The 17,678-nt window shown below is 55.7% G+C and carries 19 protein-coding genes and 2 tRNA genes; 6 read left to right on the top strand and 15 right to left on the bottom strand.

What is annotated here, in order from left to right; genetic code table 11:
* Positions 1-2: 2 nt before the first annotated feature.
* Genes AAAH10_RS13525 through rph form a run of 5 tightly spaced genes read right to left on the bottom strand, consistent with a single transcriptional unit; the run spans position 3 to position 3,899 of the window.
* Positions 3-866: a phytanoyl-CoA dioxygenase family protein gene (locus AAAH10_RS13525; RefSeq protein WP_343564455.1), complete on the bottom strand. Its 864-nt coding sequence runs from the start codon at positions 864-866 to the stop codon at positions 3-5.
* A gap of 5 nt (positions 867-871) precedes the next feature.
* Positions 872-1,237, bottom strand: a complete 366-nt coding sequence (locus AAAH10_RS13520; RefSeq protein WP_343564453.1) for a hypothetical protein — start codon at positions 1,235-1,237, stop codon at positions 872-874.
* 30 nt (positions 1,238-1,267) lie between these two features.
* Positions 1,268-2,521, bottom strand: a complete 1,254-nt coding sequence (hemW, locus tag AAAH10_RS13515; protein ID WP_343564451.1) for a radical SAM family heme chaperone HemW — start codon at positions 2,519-2,521, stop codon at positions 1,268-1,270.
* A gap of 7 nt (positions 2,522-2,528) precedes the next feature.
* The gene (rdgB, locus tag AAAH10_RS13510; protein WP_343564449.1) at positions 2,529-3,137 is read right to left on the bottom strand and encodes an RdgB/HAM1 family non-canonical purine NTP pyrophosphatase; all 609 of its coding nucleotides are present in this window, start codon (positions 3,135-3,137) and stop codon (positions 2,529-2,531) included.
* Between the two features lie 18 nt (positions 3,138-3,155).
* A complete protein-coding gene (gene rph, locus AAAH10_RS13505) occupies positions 3,156-3,899 on the bottom strand; it encodes a ribonuclease PH (RefSeq protein ID WP_343564448.1) in 744 nt (247 codons plus the stop codon).
* A 241-nt stretch (positions 3,900-4,140) separates the two neighbouring features.
* On the opposite strand from rph, the gene AAAH10_RS13500 reads away from it, so the two are divergent.
* From AAAH10_RS13500 to AAAH10_RS13490, 3 genes are all read left to right on the top strand, one after another.
* On the top strand, positions 4,141-5,433 hold the full coding sequence (locus tag AAAH10_RS13500) for a hypothetical protein (protein WP_343564446.1): 1,293 nt from the start codon (positions 4,141-4,143) through the stop codon (positions 5,431-5,433).
* Positions 5,434-5,522: 89 nt separating this feature from the next.
* The gene (locus tag AAAH10_RS13495; protein WP_343564444.1) at positions 5,523-6,074 is read left to right on the top strand and encodes a L,D-transpeptidase family protein; all 552 of its coding nucleotides are present in this window, start codon (positions 5,523-5,525) and stop codon (positions 6,072-6,074) included.
* An 86-nt stretch (positions 6,075-6,160) separates the two neighbouring features.
* Positions 6,161-6,727 carry a hypothetical protein gene (locus tag AAAH10_RS13490; RefSeq protein ID WP_343564442.1) on the top strand — a complete coding sequence of 189 codons (567 nt, stop codon included), beginning with the start codon at positions 6,161-6,163 and terminating at the stop codon, positions 6,725-6,727.
* An 83-nt stretch (positions 6,728-6,810) separates the two neighbouring features.
* Here AAAH10_RS13490 and grpE read toward each other — a convergent pair whose 3' ends face one another.
* From grpE to AAAH10_RS13450, 8 genes are all read right to left on the bottom strand, one after another.
* Positions 6,811-7,449, bottom strand: a complete 639-nt coding sequence (grpE, locus tag AAAH10_RS13485; protein WP_343564440.1) for a nucleotide exchange factor GrpE — start codon at positions 7,447-7,449, stop codon at positions 6,811-6,813.
* Positions 7,450-7,509: 60 nt separating this feature from the next.
* Positions 7,510-8,541 carry a heat-inducible transcriptional repressor HrcA gene (gene hrcA / locus AAAH10_RS13480; RefSeq protein WP_343564627.1) on the bottom strand — a complete coding sequence of 344 codons (1,032 nt, stop codon included), beginning with the start codon at positions 8,539-8,541 and terminating at the stop codon, positions 7,510-7,512.
* Between the two features lie 180 nt (positions 8,542-8,721).
* Entirely contained in the window at positions 8,722-9,897 is a 1,176-nt protein-coding gene (ribA, locus tag AAAH10_RS13475) for a GTP cyclohydrolase II (RefSeq protein ID WP_343564438.1), read from the bottom strand.
* A 95-nt stretch (positions 9,898-9,992) separates the two neighbouring features.
* Positions 9,993-10,418 carry a gamma-butyrobetaine hydroxylase family protein gene (locus AAAH10_RS13470; RefSeq protein WP_343564436.1) on the bottom strand — a complete coding sequence of 142 codons (426 nt, stop codon included), beginning with the start codon at positions 10,416-10,418 and terminating at the stop codon, positions 9,993-9,995.
* A 3-nt stretch (positions 10,419-10,421) separates the two neighbouring features.
* The gene (locus tag AAAH10_RS13465) at positions 10,422-10,607 is read right to left on the bottom strand and encodes a Trm112 family protein (RefSeq protein ID WP_343564434.1); all 186 of its coding nucleotides are present in this window, start codon (positions 10,605-10,607) and stop codon (positions 10,422-10,424) included.
* A gap of 55 nt (positions 10,608-10,662) precedes the next feature.
* Positions 10,663-11,346: an LON peptidase substrate-binding domain-containing protein gene (locus AAAH10_RS13460; RefSeq protein WP_343564433.1), complete on the bottom strand. Its 684-nt coding sequence runs from the start codon at positions 11,344-11,346 to the stop codon at positions 10,663-10,665.
* 124 nt (positions 11,347-11,470) lie between these two features.
* On the bottom strand, positions 11,471-12,421 hold the full coding sequence (locus AAAH10_RS13455) for a tetratricopeptide repeat protein (RefSeq protein WP_343564431.1): 951 nt from the start codon (positions 12,419-12,421) through the stop codon (positions 11,471-11,473).
* Positions 12,422-12,541: 120 nt separating this feature from the next.
* Positions 12,542-13,069: a prolyl-tRNA synthetase associated domain-containing protein gene (locus AAAH10_RS13450; protein WP_343564429.1), complete on the bottom strand. Its 528-nt coding sequence runs from the start codon at positions 13,067-13,069 to the stop codon at positions 12,542-12,544.
* 199 nt (positions 13,070-13,268) lie between these two features.
* Between AAAH10_RS13450 and AAAH10_RS13445 the strand changes: the two genes are divergently transcribed.
* A tRNA-Gly gene (locus AAAH10_RS13445) sits at positions 13,269-13,343 on the top strand.
* Positions 13,344-13,409: 66 nt separating this feature from the next.
* Positions 13,410-13,484, top strand: a tRNA-Gly gene (locus tag AAAH10_RS13440).
* Between the two features lie 160 nt (positions 13,485-13,644).
* On the opposite strand, the gene AAAH10_RS13435 is transcribed toward AAAH10_RS13440, so the two are convergent.
* Together AAAH10_RS13435 and AAAH10_RS13430 are read right to left on the bottom strand one after the other, a co-directional pair.
* Positions 13,645-14,076 (bottom strand): GFA family protein, encoded by a 432-nt coding sequence (locus AAAH10_RS13435; RefSeq protein ID WP_343564427.1) that lies wholly within the window; start codon positions 14,074-14,076, stop codon positions 13,645-13,647.
* A 93-nt stretch (positions 14,077-14,169) separates the two neighbouring features.
* Positions 14,170-15,045 (bottom strand): LysR family transcriptional regulator, encoded by an 876-nt coding sequence (locus AAAH10_RS13430; RefSeq protein ID WP_343564425.1) that lies wholly within the window; start codon positions 15,043-15,045, stop codon positions 14,170-14,172.
* A 151-nt stretch (positions 15,046-15,196) separates the two neighbouring features.
* Here AAAH10_RS13430 and AAAH10_RS13425 point away from each other — a divergent pair, with 151 nt between their 5' ends.
* Positions 15,197-17,641 (top strand): GcvT family protein, encoded by a 2,445-nt coding sequence (locus AAAH10_RS13425; RefSeq protein WP_343564423.1) that lies wholly within the window; start codon positions 15,197-15,199, stop codon positions 17,639-17,641.
* Positions 17,642-17,678 lie beyond the last annotated feature (37 nt).

Here is a 17,678-nt window from a genome sequence, read left to right as displayed (position 1 = left end):
CATCAGGCCTTTTCTTTCCCCAGCTGCACCAGTTCCTCCGGTATGGATTCAATGTGTCCATACTTGGCAAACTGTTTGAGGATCAAGTTCAAACGCTCCTGTGGTGCAGGAGGTCGGGCAGGGTCAAACAGCGGTTCACAGAGGGGATCAAGCGCCCCGTTCTGGAACTCAAGGGACAGCGACAACCGCGGAGCTTTTGCTCTGGGACCGGATGCACCGCCCCAATGCCACAGATCCTGTCGCCATCCCATCAGGGCACCCGGCCCGGCAGGCAGCGCCACAACAGACTGATGGGGCAGTTGCGAAGCATCCGGGAAGGGCCCCCCGGCAGCCCGTTCGCGATCCAGTGGCAGCACGGACATACATCCGTTGTGCGGTGTCGCTTCTGTCAAAGGCAGCCAGAGTGTCAGCGAAACCAGCATTTCAAGCCCGGCAATGTCCACGACAGACTGATCGGCTGAATCACGGTGCGGCGGCCAGCCCCGCCCCTTTCCCGGTGCAATATACCACGCCCAGAAATGGGGAAGGACGCGATAGCGCTCCCCCAGAAAGCGCGACAGCAAGGGCTGCGCTCTCAAAAAAAGCGTCCAGACTTCATCATAGAGATAGACAAAGACCTGCGGCAGCCCTGCCTGATACAGTCTCTCCATCACAACCCGGACAGGCGCCAGCTCGCTTTCATCATAGAGCGGAGGCAGAGCAAGATAGCCCTCATCCCAGAGACCCTCCGACACAGCATCAAGGTCTTCCTCCGACAGGGCAAGCTCCCTGACAGACAGACGCTGAGCGGAACAGGTCAGTTCCGGCGCAAAGTCCCGCCAGAAATCCACAGATTTGATTTGCTCTGTCGTAAAGGGCAGCGACATACCGGCTATCCGAGTCTTGAACGGATGGCCGTGTGCATCATGGCCCGCGCCATGTTCTGCGCCGTCTCGGTCAACAGGAGGCCTTCATCGCCTTTCGGACCTTCCAGCTTCTCCAGCCTGTAACTCTCCGGCAATCCTTTGATTCCGGCGGCCTGAACCACCGGATGGTTCTCCAGCGCCTCGATCAGCTCAATGCAGCCTTTCCACTTGAAGGTCAGCGTGCGCACCATCCGCTCGATATCCTCGTTCAGGCGTGGGCGGAGACTCTCGAAATCGGCCTGGGCCAGTTCATCGCGGGACAGTCTGGCCTGTGCGAGAATCACTCCTGCCGCCCGATCAAAATCCACCTTGCCCAGATTCATGTTCAACATTGTTTTCTTTTCCTGTTTCAGAACGCTTTTCTATCCGTCACCCAGCAGATGGGCCAGAATGGCGTCCAGTCGTTCACGCCCCTCTTCACTGGCCCGGATACCCTGATCATCCCTGCTCAGATAACCTGCAGCAACAAGCTGTTCCAGAGGCTTCTGTTGGATCCAGTCCTCCAGCGCCCTGCCGGTTTCCCCGACAATGGCCTCCAGTGCAACTCCCTCCTGAAGACGCAGCCCCATCATCAGCATCTCTTCAAAACGCTGCTGATCGCCCAGCCATTCATTGCCGCGGCTGGCATCGCCTTCTTGCTCGACAGATTCCAGCCACGCTTCCGGCGCACGATGCTGGCGCGTTGCCAGCTTTCGTCCGGTCTGTCCCGGTCCTCCCAGAAGAGTCAGACGACCATGGGCGCCCGGACCGATCCCCAGATAGTCACCATACCGCCAGTAAACCAGATTGTGGCGGCTTTCCTCTCCCGGTCTGGCGAAGTTCGAGACTTCATAGGCCGGAAGCCCCCGCCCTGTCATGGTTTCACAGGTCAGTTCATAGAGGCTGGCCGCCCGATCCGGATCCAGCTCGATCAGTTCACCACGTCTGCGCGCCGCATGGAAGGGGGTATTCTCCTCGACAGTGAGCTGATAGAGGGAGAGATGGGCGCCTCCCAGATCCAGAACAAAATCCAGCGCTTCATTCAGCTCTTTCTGCCACGAGGTCTTCTCCTGACCGGGACGGGCATAGATCAGATCAAAGGAAAAGCGCTCAAAATGCTTTCCGGCCAGCGCCACAGCCTTCTGCGCATCCTCCACAGAGTGCTGCCGCCCCAAAAATCCCAGATCTTCGGACCGAAAAGACTGTACACCCAGCGAAACGCGATTGATGCCGGCATCCCGAAAAGCCGCAAAGCGATCTGATTCAACCGAGGTCGGGTTGGCTTCAAGGGTGATTTCCAGATCATTCCTTGCCGGCCAGTGCTGCCGGATGCGATCAATCACAGCGGCCACCGTGTCCGGCTCCATCAGGGACGGCGTTCCTCCCCCGAAGAAAACGGACCCGAGAACACGCCCTGTCCCGCCCTGTGCGGACAAACGTTCCGCTTCTGAATCAATCTGCCTGACCAGAGCGTCCTTCCACCTGCTGTGATCAACAGTTTCCCGGACATGGCTGTTGAAATCGCAATAGGGGCACTTGCTTTTGCAGAAGGGCCAGTGGACATAAACGCCGAACCCTCTCTGCACGGCAGAAAATGGCTCGGACTGTTTGTGCGCCTCTGCTCCCTGTCCACTCATTTGACACTTATCCGAACAGCTTTTGAACCATCTGTTCAAAGGCACGGCCCCGGTGACTCATGGACTGCTTGTCCTCTGACGGCATTTCACCAAAGGTTCTGCTTTCACCCTCCGGCTGGAAGACCGGATCATAGCCAAACCCGCCTTCACCGCGCAGAGGCCAGACGATTTCGCCCTCAACCCGCCCCTCGAAAAACCGGACAGCTCCATCAGGCATAGCCAGACAAAGCGAACAGACAAAGGCCGCAGAACGATCCTCATTGCCTTTTCGGGCAGCCTGTTCCAGCGCGTCCTGCACCTTGCTCATCGCCAGCCCGAAATCCTTTTGCGGACCAGCCCAGCGCGCCGAGTAAATTCCGGGCGCTCCATCCAGCGCGGCAACCGCCAGCCCGGAATCATCGGCAAGAGCAGGAAGGCCGGAAGCCTTCGTAGCAGCTACCGCCTTGATTTCAGCATTGGCCGCAAAGGTCAGACCTGTTTCCTCCGGTTCCGGGAGATCAAGCTCACCAGCGGAGACAACTGCAATGCCATGAGGCTGCATCAAGGCCTGAATCTCGCGAAGCTTTCCGGCATTGTGTGTGGCAATAACAAGCTTTTCACCAATTGGGCGGGTCATGGGATCACTGCCTCTGGATTAAAGGCCCAAGGCCTGATTCTGCTTTTCAACGAGGACTTTGATCGCGCCTTCGGCCAGATCAAGCAGTTCATTGAACTCTGCACGTGTGAAAGGCTTGTCTTCGGCCGTGCCCTGAATCTCGACAACGCCCAGCCCTCCGGTCAGAACGAAGTTGGCGTCCGCTCCGGCATTGGAATCCTCGTCATAGTCCAGATCGGCAACGGCTTTGCCTTCAAAGAGACCGCAGGAGATCGCAGCAACATTGTCAATCAGCGGAACTGTTTCAATGACACCCTGTGCCACAAGTTTTTGAAAGGCCAGATGCAACGCAACAAAACCGCCCGTGATGGATGCTGTCCGTGTTCCACCATCAGCCTGCAGAACATCGCAGTCAATCTTGATCTGCCGCTCGCCAAAGCCTGTCATGTCTGTCACGGCACGAAGGGAACGGCCAATCAAACGCTGGATTTCCTGGGTCCGGCCAGACTGTTTTCCCCTTGCAGCTTCGCGATTCATGCGTCCGTGAGTGGAACGTGGCAGCATTCCGTATTCAGCAGTCACCCATCCCTTGCCGGAATTGCGCAGCCAGGGCGGCGTTGAATCATCAATGGTCGCAGTACAGAGAACATGGGTATCCCCGAACCTGATCAAACAGGAGCCCTCGGCATGTTTGTTGACACGGGTTTCGATAGACACTTCACGAATCTGGTCGAGGGAACGGCCTGAAGGGCGGCCACTGGTATTCGCGGTCTCGTTTGACATTTCTTGTCCTGACTATAGCTGCAACTGGGCGATCTCCGGTTCCTGCGAGGGAACACTGCTGAGTGCGGAAGCTACAGCACGGCCCCCCTGTCGTCCAGAGACATTGCCGGATCGGGACTGTCCTTGCGGATAATTCCGACCAGCCCCTTTCCGAACCCTGAATGGCACAAGGTTTGCTTATAAAGACGGGAGGCATTGGGCCTCAGGAACAACTCAACAAACCCGAGACAGGATGTCTTCCGTGACCGAGCTTGTATCACCGTCGCAAAAGCCTTTGTTTTACAATGGAAATCAGTCTGCACCCAATCTGGCGGCTCCCCTGAATTCCAGCGCCTTGTCTGTTGCGTCCCGGACACAGGGTCAGGCACCAAAGAGCGACTCCCTACAGGATGTTCCCATCTCTGCACCCTTTATTGCCCAGTTGCAGGAAGCAGCGCGGCAGGAGGCTGCCTTGAGCAAAGAGCTGAAGAACGGGAACCCGAAAGCTCCGGCACCTGAATCAGCCAACCCAACAGCAGTCCAGACAGCGGCTGATCAGGACGAAAACAACGAGTTCGGCTTTTTCGACTTTCTGGACATCATCAATCCCCTTCAGCACATTCCTGTTGTTTCAACCATTTACAGAGAAATAACAGGGGACGAGCTTCACCCGACGAGCCGGATTTTTGGTGGTGCTCTTTACGGCGGAGTCCCCGGCGCTGTTTCCTCGATCATCAATGCCATTACAGAAGACACAACCGGCAAGGATATCGGTGAACACATTACCAGCGCGCTGTTTGGCGATGACGAGCCTGAAAACGGTCCCCTGCTTGCTCGAAACAATGCAGTCACCGGTCAGGAAACAGCAAGGGCAGCTCCGACAAACAGCCTTCCGGCGGAAGATCTCGTAGCAGCGGTTCCGCCTGCCCCGCAACAGGCATCCACACCGCCAACGGCAACAGCCTCTGCATCGGGCTCTCCGTCAGACAGTTCCTCCTTTGCCTACGAAGGGCAGGATGCACTGGCGGCACTTTACCGTGATCTTCAGACAACACGGCAACAACCTGCGACAGTCGCTCCGGGCGGGCAGACAGAAGCTGCTCCTGGCGTCAGTCCTGCAAGCACAACGGCAACAGAACCCCGGCTTGCGCCAACTCTGGCCGCTTTCACACAGCCTCACGAGCAGGGAACAGCAACGGCCCGAAATGCGAACTACTTCGTCGATAACGGTCAAAAGTGGTTTAATCTGAGGCAACCCGGCAGCAACAGCCTGGTCAACACAGTCCAGGTGCAATCCCCTTCCTTTCAGTCCACCCGTCCCCTCCTGAAAGACTCAGTCAGTGACTCTGTCCGGCAAACCGTCGCACCAGCGACTGCAAGCGATCCGGCGATCAGGGACAACACGGCTTCACAGGCGGCCAGCAAACACTATCAAAAGGCAGCCAATCAGATCAGACTCTCTGCGCCGGATGACATCGCGACAGAAATGCTGCGAAATCTTGATCAGTACGAAGCTCTCAAGGTCAACAGCTCAACACTGACCAATTCACTGTAGGACGGATCATATCTTGCCAGTCCGTGGTCAGGGAGGCATAAACCTCCTGACACTCTCAAGGCACGCTCTGCGCAGGAACTGTTTTTACAATGGACATTTTTATCAGACCTCTCCAATCCGAAGACAAAACTGAAAGCCCTACCGGATGGGTTGCCGTTTGCGGTCAGGATATCTGGCCCTGCTCCATTGGAAAAAACGGCGTTGTTGCAGCCGGTGACAAGGAAGAGGGTGACGGAAAAACACCGCTTGGCACATGGCCGCTCCGCAACATTCTTTTCCGTCCTGATCGCATTGCACCCGAAAACCGGGATTTCCTGCCGGATGGTTTGCGCTGCTCTCCGCTCTGCCAGCGCGATGGCTGGTGTGACGACCCTGCTGATCCCTCCTACAACAAGCCGGTTGCCATCCCCTGCCAGTCAGGCCACGAAAAGCTCTGGCGTGAAGATGCCACCTACGACATCATCGGCATTCTGGGGCACAACGACGATCCGGTCGTCCCCGGAAAAGGCTCGGCAATTTTCCTGCATCTTGCCAGAGCAGACTTTTCCGGAACAGAAGGCTGCATTGCCCTTCAAAAGGATGATCTGGTTTCGCTCCTTGGCAAAATTGGCAATCAGGCTCATTTTACCATTGAGGAATAATCCGCATCCTCACAGACTTTTGTGTGGTGAAATCCAGCAACCATAACCATCTCGAAACCTGAAAAGCGTTTCAAAGGGATAGCATTATGAAAATGTCCAAGCTTCTGCCTCTGCTTGCTGTATCAGGCGCCCTCGCGGCCTGCAGCTCTGTCAGCACGCTCAATCCTGTGTCCTATTCCGGTGGTTACTCGGCTTCCGAAGCCCAGAATGCTGCCCTGAGTGGCACAGTGAATGTTGAAGTGCTGGTTCAGGACGAGACCACACAGCAAGCCACAGAACAGGCCGTCACCGCTGCGCTGAACAAACATGGCCCGAAGTGGATCGTCACCCGTTTCGAAAGCTCTTCAAAAAGCCATTCCAGATACAAGCTGCGCTACATTATTGATGCACCTGTGAACCTGAATCCCATACAGATCTGCTCTCTGGAAGAAGAGGAACTGGATTTCAGCAAGGCCTCTTCAAACGGTGATGTTGTCATTGGTGCAGCTCTGTGCAGGGACACACACGCCCTGTCCTATTTGCGGGGCCGCCTTCTGCCGGCAGACAAACCGGGAACCGAAGCCTTCACCCGTGTGATCGGTGAAACCGGACGTACCCTGATGAGAAACATCAACCCGAACCGGGATGATTGCAGCTACATTGACTGCGACTGATCACATTCAGAATCAGGAACCCCATTCCACAAAAAAGCCCGGCCTGAGCCGGGCTTTTGCCTGTCAGAGCCTGTCGAGAGGAATCAGGCGCTTGTGTCGACTTTCTCGGGAGCCGGCTGTGACGGACCGCCCTTGGCAATACCGACACGCGCCGGACGCAACAGACGATCATGCAGCTTGAAGCCGGGTTGCATGACCTGAACAACGGTGCCTTCCGGCGTGTTGGGGTCCGGAACCTCGAAAAGAGCCTCATGCTGGTGCGGATCAAGACGAAGCCCCAGTGCCTCGACTTCCTTGATGCCGTGCTTTTCAAAAGCCTGAATCATGGAGCGACTGGTCATGGTGACGCCATCCAGCAGGGTCTTGAGCTGTTCTGATTCGGCAACGGCATCGGCAGGAACGGACTGGACTGCACGCTGCAGGTTGTCCATGACTTCCAGGAGGTCAACAACCAGCTTCTGCGGAGCATAGCGGGCCGCATCCTCCTTTTCGCGTTTGGTGCGGGCGCGAAGGTTTTCCATTTCTGCCATGGTCCGCAGCATCTGGTCCTTCATATCCGCCTTTTCAGCTTCCAGCGCAGCAATCACCGCCGTAATGTCAGCGGCAGCTTCACCGCCTTCTTCAAGCTGCTCTTCCTCTGCGACCAGATCCTCGAGAACCTCTTCCTGCTCGTTCAGAGTTTCGTTCTCTTGTTCTGCAGTTTGCTTTTCCGTGTCTGACATTCGTTTTCTACTCAATCCATAAGAAGTTTTGACTCTGCTGTCCCGTTCGGAACCGGAGAGCTATCCGATCATCCGTCCGAGAACCTTGGCCGTGTAATCCACCATGGGGATGATGCGGGCATAGTCAATCCGCGTAGGACCAATCACACCAATTGCACCGACAACCTGTTCCCGGGCATTCTTATAAGGGGCCATTACTACAGAACACCCGGCCTGGGCAAACAGTTCGTTTTCCGATCCGATAAAGATCTGAACGCCATCTGCAGCTTTGGTCATATCAAGCAACTTGATCAATGATTCCTTTTTTTCAAGGGCTGTGAAGAGATGACGGACCCTTTCCAGATCTTCCAGAGCCGTAATATCCCCCAGAAGCCGGGACTGCCCCTTTACAATCAGGGCGCCTCTGGGATCCCCCATTTCATCATTGGCCCAGGTCACGATGCCGAGTTCCACAACCTTTGCAGCCAGATGGTCCAGCTGCGCCCGATCCCTTTGAAGTTCAAGTCTGATCGCCTCGATGGCCTCTTCAAGCGTTCGACCGATCAGTCTGGCAGACAGATAGTTTCCGGCCTCAATCAGCGCCGAGGGCGGCAATCCCAGCGGCAGCTCGATCACCCGGTTTTCCACCTCCCCATTGGCTGTCACCAGCACAACAAGTGCCCGCCCCGGCCCCAGGGATACAAACTCGAGATGCTTGAGGGGTTCCTGCATTTTCGGGGCAACAACAACACCGGCACAGCTCGAAAGGCCGGAAATAAGGCCGGAAGCTGTCTCCAGAACTTCCGACATGGACCGGCCACCGGAGTTGCAGCGATCTTCGATATCCTCGCGCTCCTGCGGGCTCAGGCTTCCATATTCCATGAAACCGTTCACATACATGCGCAGCCCCAGGTCGGTCGGCAGTCGCCCTGCAGAGGTGTGGCGGGAAAACAGCAGCCCCATGTCTTCCAGATCAGCCATGACATTGCGGATTGTGGCCGCAGAGACATTCAGCCCGGCCATTTTGGAAAGAGTTCTGGAGCCCACAGGTTCACCGGTTCCGACATAGGCATCAACGACCTTGCGAAAGATCTCCCGCGATCTGTCGTTCATGTCTTCCAGAACGCTGTTCAAAACCTGCTTGTGCGTGGAATCCGTCACCGTGATGCTCTTTGCTTGTCTTGTTCCTGCTTTCTGAATCTAGGGCGCGCAAAAGCGCGGGTCAATAGAGACAGCCCCTGACAGATGGACTAACAGGTGGACAGACGAAAACCGGCCCCGGAAACAAAACCCTCAGATCATGTGACCGAAGCGTTCAACCTTGGTCTTGAGGTAGAACTCGTTGTGACCGTTGGAGGGGAAGAAGTGTTCAACCCTCTCGACCACATTCACACCCCACTGTTTAAGCTCGGCAACCTTGTCAGGATTATTGGTCATCAGGCGAACGGCATCGAAACCGAGCTGACGCAGAATCTCGGCAGCCGGAATATAGATCCGTTCATCCGGATCGAAACCCACAAGCTCGTTGGCTTCCATGGTATCAGAGCCGCGATCCTGGAGTTCATAGGCCCGCAGCTTGTTCATCAGACCGATTCCCCGGCCTTCCTGTGACAGATAAAGGAGAACTCCGGCCCCGGCCTGGTCCATCGCTGCAATTGCACCGCGAAGCTGATCCCCGCAGTCACACCGCAGACTTCCCAGCAGGTCTCCTGTAAAGCACTCCGAATGCAGACGTGCCAGAACGGGTTCACCCGGCTTGGGATCACCAACCAGAAGAGCCATGTGCTCGACACCTCCACCCGTTGGGCGGAAGGCAACAACGGTAACCTTTTCAGCAATTTCCAGCGGCACCCGCGCCGTGGCAACGCGTTTCAGGGCATAGGCAGACGCAGCCCTGTAACGCGCGATCTCGGAGGCAGAAACGAAAAGCAGGTCATGCTTTCTTGCAAAGGCTTCAAGTCCCGGCCCGTCCAGTGACAGGGAAGAAAGATCTGCAAACAGCACGGAAGGCAAAAGGCTGGCCAGCTTGACCAGCTGTACAGCATTGCGGGCCACCTTCTCGGGCAGCGGAATACTCAGCAGTTCCTCGTGAATCAGATTGCGTCCGGCAGGATCGTGCAGGGGATCAACCAGACAGGAAATCTGCTCAACCGGCATCTGGGCCAGATCAAAACCGATCACATCCCCGGTTGCCTCACGGCCATGAATCATGGATTTGGCTTCATCGATTCCGATTGCGGCAGCCCGCCGTGCTGTCAGAACCAGCGAAGGCTCATTGCCCCCGGCAAGGGCTTTCATATGATCCAGAGCCTGATCACTCGCGGTCTCGGCAGCCTGAATCAGCGCGCACCCCTGATCTTCCTCATAAACAAGAACAGGGACTCCGCGTCGCATCTCTGCCATGGCGCGTTCCACGGCATTGAGAAGTTGCGGTGATGCTTCATCACGTTGTGCTGATTCTTGAACCACAGGCGGCACTTTCATAGCTTGGAGGGGAACAGACTGCCCCGGGGATTCAGTCTGCGCTGCCATCATTTAAGAAGCTCTTACCAAAAAGACAAGTCTCAATGGACTGTCGGGCTGGCTCCGATTGATCCGGAAGGATCACGCGACAAGCCCTTTTCCTCCAGAGATGCCAGATAATCGGACCAGAGTTGTTCCTGATCCCGACCCAGTTTGTACAGATACTGCCACGAGTAGAGGCCGGTATCGTGCAAATCGTCAAAAACAATCTTTACCGCATAGTTGCCAACAGGCTCGATATTGATGATTCCGACGTGCATTCTGCCAGCGATTGTTTTCTTTTCACCGGAAGAATGCCCCTGAACCTCTGCCGAGGGGCTTTCAACCCGCAACAGCTCTGCGGTAATCAAAAAGACTTCACCGGTATTGAAGCTGACCTTCAGAATCTTTTCTGCAGAAAGATAGGCCAGATCAGTCACCCGGATCTGTGAATCAGCGTCATGGCTGTTTTCTTCAGCAATCGCCATCCCTCAGGACTCCAGAGAACGCGCTTCATCCACAAGCATGATCGGAATCCCCTCGCGGATCGGATAGGCCAGACTGGCCTGACGGGAGATCAGCTCCTGCGCATCCGCATCATAATCAAGCGGAGCCTTGGTCAGAGGACAAACCAGAACTTCCAGCAATCTGGGATCGAGGCGGGTTTGATCATTCATTGGTTTCATTCCATTCAGTTCCTGCCGGATCGGGCGGATTTCTTCTTAGTACAGACTAGGAGCTTTTACCAGATCCCTGATGCAGAGCCATCTCCATGATGACTTCCATGACATCGGCACGCATGTTCAGATTGGGTGCTTCCAGAATGGCCTGTTTTTCCACAGGTGAAAAGGGGCAGATCATCGCAAGGGAGTTTACCAGACGGTGTGTTTCCGTCTGTTTGATCGCATCCCAGTCAGCCTGGATATTCTGGGCTTCAAAATAGCCGGACAAAACAGACAGGAGACGATCGCGGTCCAGATTTTTATCGTCCTCCCCCTCTTCCAGCATGTCAGCCCTGAAGGAGGAAAAATCGGCTTCAATCACCCGAAAGCCCTCTTCGGTCAGTTTTTCACTGCTCACTTCAAACCGGACAAGCCCCTTGAGGGAGATGACATAGCGGCCATCATCCGTTTCACCAAAGGTCGTGATTCGACCGGCACAGCCAACGGAATAAAGCGGGGCGGCTCCATCATCAATACTTTCGTGCTCGTGGCCTTCCTTGCCGGCATGAGCAGGTTGAATCATCCCGATGATCCTGTCATGGGACAAAGCGTGATCAATCATGGACAGATAACGCGGCTCAAAGATATTCAGGGGCATCTGCCCTCCTGGCAGGAGAAGGGCTCCGGTCAGAGGGAACACGGGAATTCTTGCCGGAAGATCTTCATAACGGGGGTCAAATACGCCACGGGACATAACTGTTGTTCTTTCTGCTGCTGATCACGAAAAGGCCGGGCAGCTGTCACAGTCTAACAGATGACCGGCTCTTTCCGAAATTTACGCCTGTCCCGAACCTTTGGATTGGAACAGGATTCCCGGATCAGGAGAACAGCAGGGAAGAAAGACGGCTGCGCATCTTGATGGTCAAAGGATCTGTAAAACCCCAGGCTTCAAAGAATTCCAGCAATTTCCTGCGGGAAGCCTGTTCGTTCCAGTCCCGGTCCTTGCGGAAGATTTCCAGCAGCAGCTCGGCAGCTTCCTCCCGATGGCCTTCAGCCTGCAGGGCAACGGCCAGATCAAAACGGGCCTGGTGATTGTCTGCATCGGCCTCCACGGCCTGACGCAGGGCCAGAACCTCGCTGGAATCCTTGCGTTCCCTGGACAGCTCAAGACGGGTCACAATCGCTGCCAGCTCGGGTGCTTTTTTCTGTTCTTCAGGCAGCTCTTCAAGGAATTCACCGGCTTCGGCTTCAAAACCCAGTTCCAGCTGGCAGTTCAGAATGCCCTGCACTGCTGCAATGTTTGAGGGATCGTGCTGATAGATCTGGCCATAGATGGAAAGTGCGGCCTCGAACTGACCGTCCTCGAAGGCCTGTTTCGCCTGTTCGACAGCCTGTGCCAGCGGATCATCGGAAGCCGCGCCGGTTGTCTCGATCAAACGCGTGACAAAGGCTTCCACCTCACTTGGTGGCTGAGCTCCGGCAAAGCCGTCGACAGGACGTCCCTGGAAGAAGGCATAGACCGTCGGCACAGACTGGATACGAAGCTGTCCGGCCAGCATCTGGTTTTCATCAATGTTGACCTTGACCATGCGAACAGCGCCACCAGCTTTCTCAACCGCAGCTTCCAGCGCAGGCATCAGCTGTTTGCAGGGACCACACCACGGGGCCCAGAAATCAACGATAACAGGCTTTTGCATGGAGGCTTCCAGCACATCACGCTGGAAATCCTGCTGGTTGGTCTCCTTGATCAGTGTGCCGTCATCTGCCGCAGCAGCTGTTTCCTGATCGCCCCCCTGTGCATAAGGGCCTGTTGCTGTAATGCCTTGCATTGTGATCTCTCCCATTTCCGGGCCTCGTTACGCCCGAAGTTTGATCCGGTTTCGTCCTCTGAAATGATGGTTTTACCCGCCAAGTGCAAGGGGCTTTTACGCCCCCCTGATTCACAGAGGCTATTCCTGTGGCAAAAGAGCCTCGAGATTCCCGAGATCCAGCAGGCTTGCCGGATGACCGACAGCCTCAAGAAAAGCCAGCAAATCCTTCGGTGCAATAGCACTGGTCATGGTGTTGACAAGCGGGTGGAAATTGGCGCGGTCAAAATCCAGAAAACCACTGTCCAGAACAACCTGGACAGCATTGTTCTCGTCATTGATCGCAGCGAAAGGGGTCACAGAGCCGGGAATCACACCCAGAAACTCCATCAGACGATCAGGACTGCCAAAGGAAACCTTGCCCGCACCGATCACCTTGCCCAGCGTCTTGAGATCAATCTGGCGGCTCTCAATGGAAACGACCAGCCACATCTGCCCCTTCTTGTTTCTCAGGAAAAGGTTCTTGCTGTGGGCACCGGGGAGTTCCCCGCGCAGTTCCTGTGATTCCTCCACGGTAAAAACAGCGGGGTGCTCGACGGTCTCGACAGAAATGCCGAGCGACTCCAGCTTGGCAAAAAGGGACTCCGGGCCATGAAGAGGCTGTGTCATGTTAGGCTCCTGTTCATTGATCTTTGACAAACCGCTTATCAGCACTGGAAAGCAAGGGCAAGGCAGGAGCCCGGACTGCTTTGAAAATCTTTTGCTTTAAAAAAAGCATCATAAAGCCAAAAAGGGGGTTGCATGGCCCGCCCCGCTGGAGTAAATACCCGTTCACCGACAGGGTAAACCTGTTGATGCACTGGTCCATGCGGGCGTAGCTCAGGGGTAGAGCGTCACCTTGCCAAGGTGAATGTCGTGAGTTCGAATCTCATCGCCCGCTCCAGTGATCCGGCTTCCAAGCTGAACAAACCTGGCAACGAGCCGGGTTTTTTATTGAAAAATGGCGTATGCGGGCGTAGCTCAGGGGTAGAGCGTCACCTTGCCAAGGTGAATGTCGTGAGTTCGAATCTCATCGCCCGCTCCATTTTTCCCGAAAAGAGGCCACTGGCCTTCCCCAGGAGAATTGAAACCGGGACAGACCGTGATCCGTCACAAGCTGCTCTCTGTCAGAGCAGACAGCACCACGTCTCTGTACAGTGTTCCCTTTGTCGACCAGACGAATTTACGGTCTTCCCTGCCTCCATCTATTTGAAGTCCATGGACAAAGCACCATCGGACGAGGCATCAAATTTCGGAAGCGCATCATCCAGCACACAGAAATCCGCCTTTTCCGCCACAAAGATGTGCCCGATGGTTTCAAGCCCTGTTTCCCCGTCCAGTGATCCGGCCAGAATCCCCGTTGCATCAAGCTCGTAAGGGTCCCAGAAAAGGCTGGAGCCACAGTTCCGGCAAAACCCGCGCCGGGCCACATCGGATGTCCTGTACCAGGCCAGGCCCTGATCTTCAGTGATTCGAATATCGGACTTGAGTGCCTTGCTGTGGGCTCCGAAACTCCCGTGAAGCTTCTGACACATGGTGCAGTGGCAATTGACGACACCGCGCAAGGGACCCGTCACTTCATATCTCACCTGACCACAAAGACATCCACCAGTGGAAATCGTTTTATCACTGGTCATTTTACGCTCCATTTCCTTGTCCCCCCGTCGTAATTCGTTTGCGATCCGGAATGATCTGGACAACAGGTTCCGAGCAACACGGTACCACTGTCATCAAAGCTCGATCGACGGATCATAACCTTCTGTCGAGAAGTGATTCTGCAAGAGTTTCATCAGGCGCCTGTGTGCTGTCCTGTGCCGATTGCGCAAGTGAACCGCGCCATAGACAGATTGCTGGATCAGCGGGGCACGCCTGACCTCTCGACACTGCCCGCTTTCGATCATCTTCTGCGCCATGTCATCCAGCAGATAGGCTGTCCCGCCCATGGAGTGCAGCAAGCCTGCAACCAGCACATTCTTTCCACTGGAGATGTTGGCCCGGGACAGTTCGGGATGATGAACTTCATGCGTTGCCGCAAAGGCGGGGGACAGGTTCGAGAAAATGTAGCTCTCCTGCCGGATTTCATCAAAATTATCAGTCTCGGTTGAAACCATCCGGCAGGTTATTTCCCCAAGGCTTTCAAAATGCAGGTCCGGGTGCGGCTTGGGCGTGAAAATAATGGCCAGATCCAGCAAACCGTGAATCAGGTCCCGGCACATCTGTTCGGAATAGTCTCCTTCAATGTAAAGGGTCGAGTCGGGGAAAAGCTCCCGGAATTCCTGGACCCAGTCTCCGATCTGCGATGTCGCCAGATCATGCTGCAAACCGATTTTCAGAGTCGTCACAACCGAGGGATTGACCTGGGTCACCCGCAGGGCCTCGAACCAGTTGCGCTGGAGTCTGCGGGCATGAGCTTCAAACTTCAGGCCGTGGATCGTCAGTTCGGTGCCCGAGCGATTGCGCTGGAACAGTTTAACACCCAACACTTTTTCGAGAGCCTGTATCCGGGAGGACACTGTGGACTGGGTGATGCCGATGTTCTCTGCAGTCCTGTTGAAAGACTGGGTTTCGCAGAGATCAAGGAAGGTTATGACCCAGTCAATCTGCATGAAAAGAAGCCCCCGTTTGCCATCGGAAAACACAAGCTAATCGAAAAAGGCGATCAATGGCAATAGGCCGAACGAATTGAAAGAAGAATCAGCGCGGTAAATACTCATCCCATTGCAATTTTCATGACCTTTTCGAGCTCGGGAGAACAGTATGTCAGCGTTACCGACATCTGCACGTGTGGTTATTATTGGAGGGGGCGTCGTCGGCTGCTCCGCCCTCTATCATCTGGCCAAGGCTGGCTGGACAGATTGTGTGCTACTGGAAAAGAACGAACTTACAGCCGGTTCCACCTGGCACGCAGCAGGAAATGTTCCAACCTTTTCAACATCCTGGTCCGTCATGAACATGCAACGGTACTCGACCGAGCTGTACCGTCGCCTGGGCGAGGAAGTTGACTATCCGATGAACTACCACGTGACCGGTTCCATCAGACTGGCACACTCCAAAGAACGCATGCAGGAGTTCGAACGCGCCAAGGGCATGGGCCTGCATCAGGGAATGGATCTGGAAATCCTGTCTCCCGAAGACATCACGGAACGCTATCCCTTTATCGAGACACACGATCTGGAAGGTGCGCTTTATGATCCGGCCGATGGCGACATCGACCCCGCACAGGTCACACAGGCTCTCGCCAAGGGCGCACGCGATCTGGGGGCAAAGATTGTCCGCTTCTGTCCGGCAACAGGTGTCAGCCGCGATGACGATGACTGGATTGTCCACACAGAGCAGGGCGACATCCGCTGCACCTATGTTGTCAACGCAGCAGGCTATTACGCGCAGCGCGTGGGTGAATGGTTCAAGCCCCATGGTGGCCGCTCTGTGCCCATGATGGTGATGAGCCACCAGTATCTGGTTTTCGAGGAAGTTGAAGCCGTCAAAAACTGGGCGCAGGAAAATGGCAGGAAACTCCCGCTGTTGCGCGATGTGGACACCTCCTATTACCTGCGCCAGGAAGGAACCGGCTTTAACCTTGGCCCCTACGAACGCAACTGCAAGGCCCACTGGACAACCACCGATGATCCCATGCCGGAAGACTTCAGCTTCCAGCTCTATCCCGATGATCTGGAACGGCTGGAGTTCTATATCGAGGATGCCATGGCACGCGTGCCGCTGCTGGCAGAGGCAGGGCTTGCCAAGGTGATCAATGGTCCGATCCCCTATGCACCGGATGGCAATCCTCTCGTCGGTCCGATGCCTGGTGTGCCCAATGCTTTCGAGGCCTGTGTCTTTACCTTTGGCATTGCACAGGGTGGCGGTGCCGGGAAGGTCCTCGCAGAATGGATCACCCAGGGTTACACCGAATGGGATATGTGGTCCTGTGATCCCCGCCGCTTTACAGACTACACGGATCAGGACTACTGCATTGCCAAGGGCATGGAGGTCTATGGACACGAATATGCCATGCACTTCCCCTGGCACCGCTGGCCCGCCGGAGCGGACCGCAAGCAGTCTCCCGTTCACCCGAAGATTCTGGAACAGGGCGGACAGATGGGCGCCTACAATGGCTGGGAACGGGCCAACTGGTTTGCAAAACCCGGCGATGACACCTCCGAGGAAGCCACCCAGACCTGGAATCGTTCCGGCCCCTGGGAAGCACGCATCCGCGAAGAATGCGAAGCAGTTCGCGATGCTGTCGGGATCCTCGACCTCCCGGGGTTCTCCCGCTTCAATCTGGAAGGCGAAGGGGCTGCTGTCTGGCTGTCCGGACTGATCTCCGGTGCCCTGCCCAGGACTGGCAAGATGAATCTGGGCTACTTCCCGGATGAACGCGGCCGCATTCTGACAGAAATGTCCCTGATCCGTCACGGCGATGATCACTTCACCCTGATCACGGCCGGAGCTGCCCAATGGCACGATTTCGAATATTTGAAGTCCCGCCTGCCCGTCGGCCTTGAACTGACAGATCACACTAGGGATTTCTCGACCTTTATTGTGACAGGCCCCCAATCCCGCGATCTGCTGTCGCGCCTGACAGATGCCGATCTCTTCCTGCCCTGGCTTTCACACCAGAGTGCTGTTGTTGATGGCTGTGAGGCTTTTCTCGCCCGGGTTTCCTTTGCCGGTGAACTGGGCTGGGAGGTTCACTGTGCGAATGAACACGCTCTGAAGATCTATGAAACCATTGTCTCCGAGGGGGCCAAACCCTTCGGCATGTGGGCGCTCAACAGCCTGCGGCTTGAAAAGGGATACCGCGCGTGGAAGGGCGATCTTTCAACAGACTACAGTCTGCTCGAAGGCGGACTGGAACGCTTTGTCAAGCTGGACAAGGAACAGCACTTCCCCGGGAAAGCTGCTCTTCAGAACGAAAAACAGCAAGGCAGCACCAAGCGTTTTGTCACGCTGCTGGTCGATGCAGGCAAAGCAGATGCCCCCTACATGTCGACCCTCTGGCACGACGGAAAGGTTGTGGGCGAAACAACCAGTGGCGGCTGGGGCTACAGGGTAAACGGCTCGATCGCACTGGGGATGCTGCGCAGTGATCTCTGCAAGACAGGACAGGAAATCGAGGTTGAAATCTATGGCGAGCGCTGCCGTGCGGTCGTTCAGGAAGATCAGCCTCTGTGGGATCCTGCAAATGAACGTTTGCGGGCCTGATCGGCTGTATCAGGCGTGATTCCGGACAATAAGAACA

This window comes from Carbonatibacter coralli, assembly GCF_039592655.1.
Taxonomy (GTDB): domain Bacteria; phylum Pseudomonadota; class Alphaproteobacteria; order Kiloniellales; family Kiloniellaceae; genus Carbonatibacter; species Carbonatibacter coralli.
Note: the sequence above shows the minus strand (reverse complement) of the source record. Positions and strands in the feature narration are given on the sequence as shown.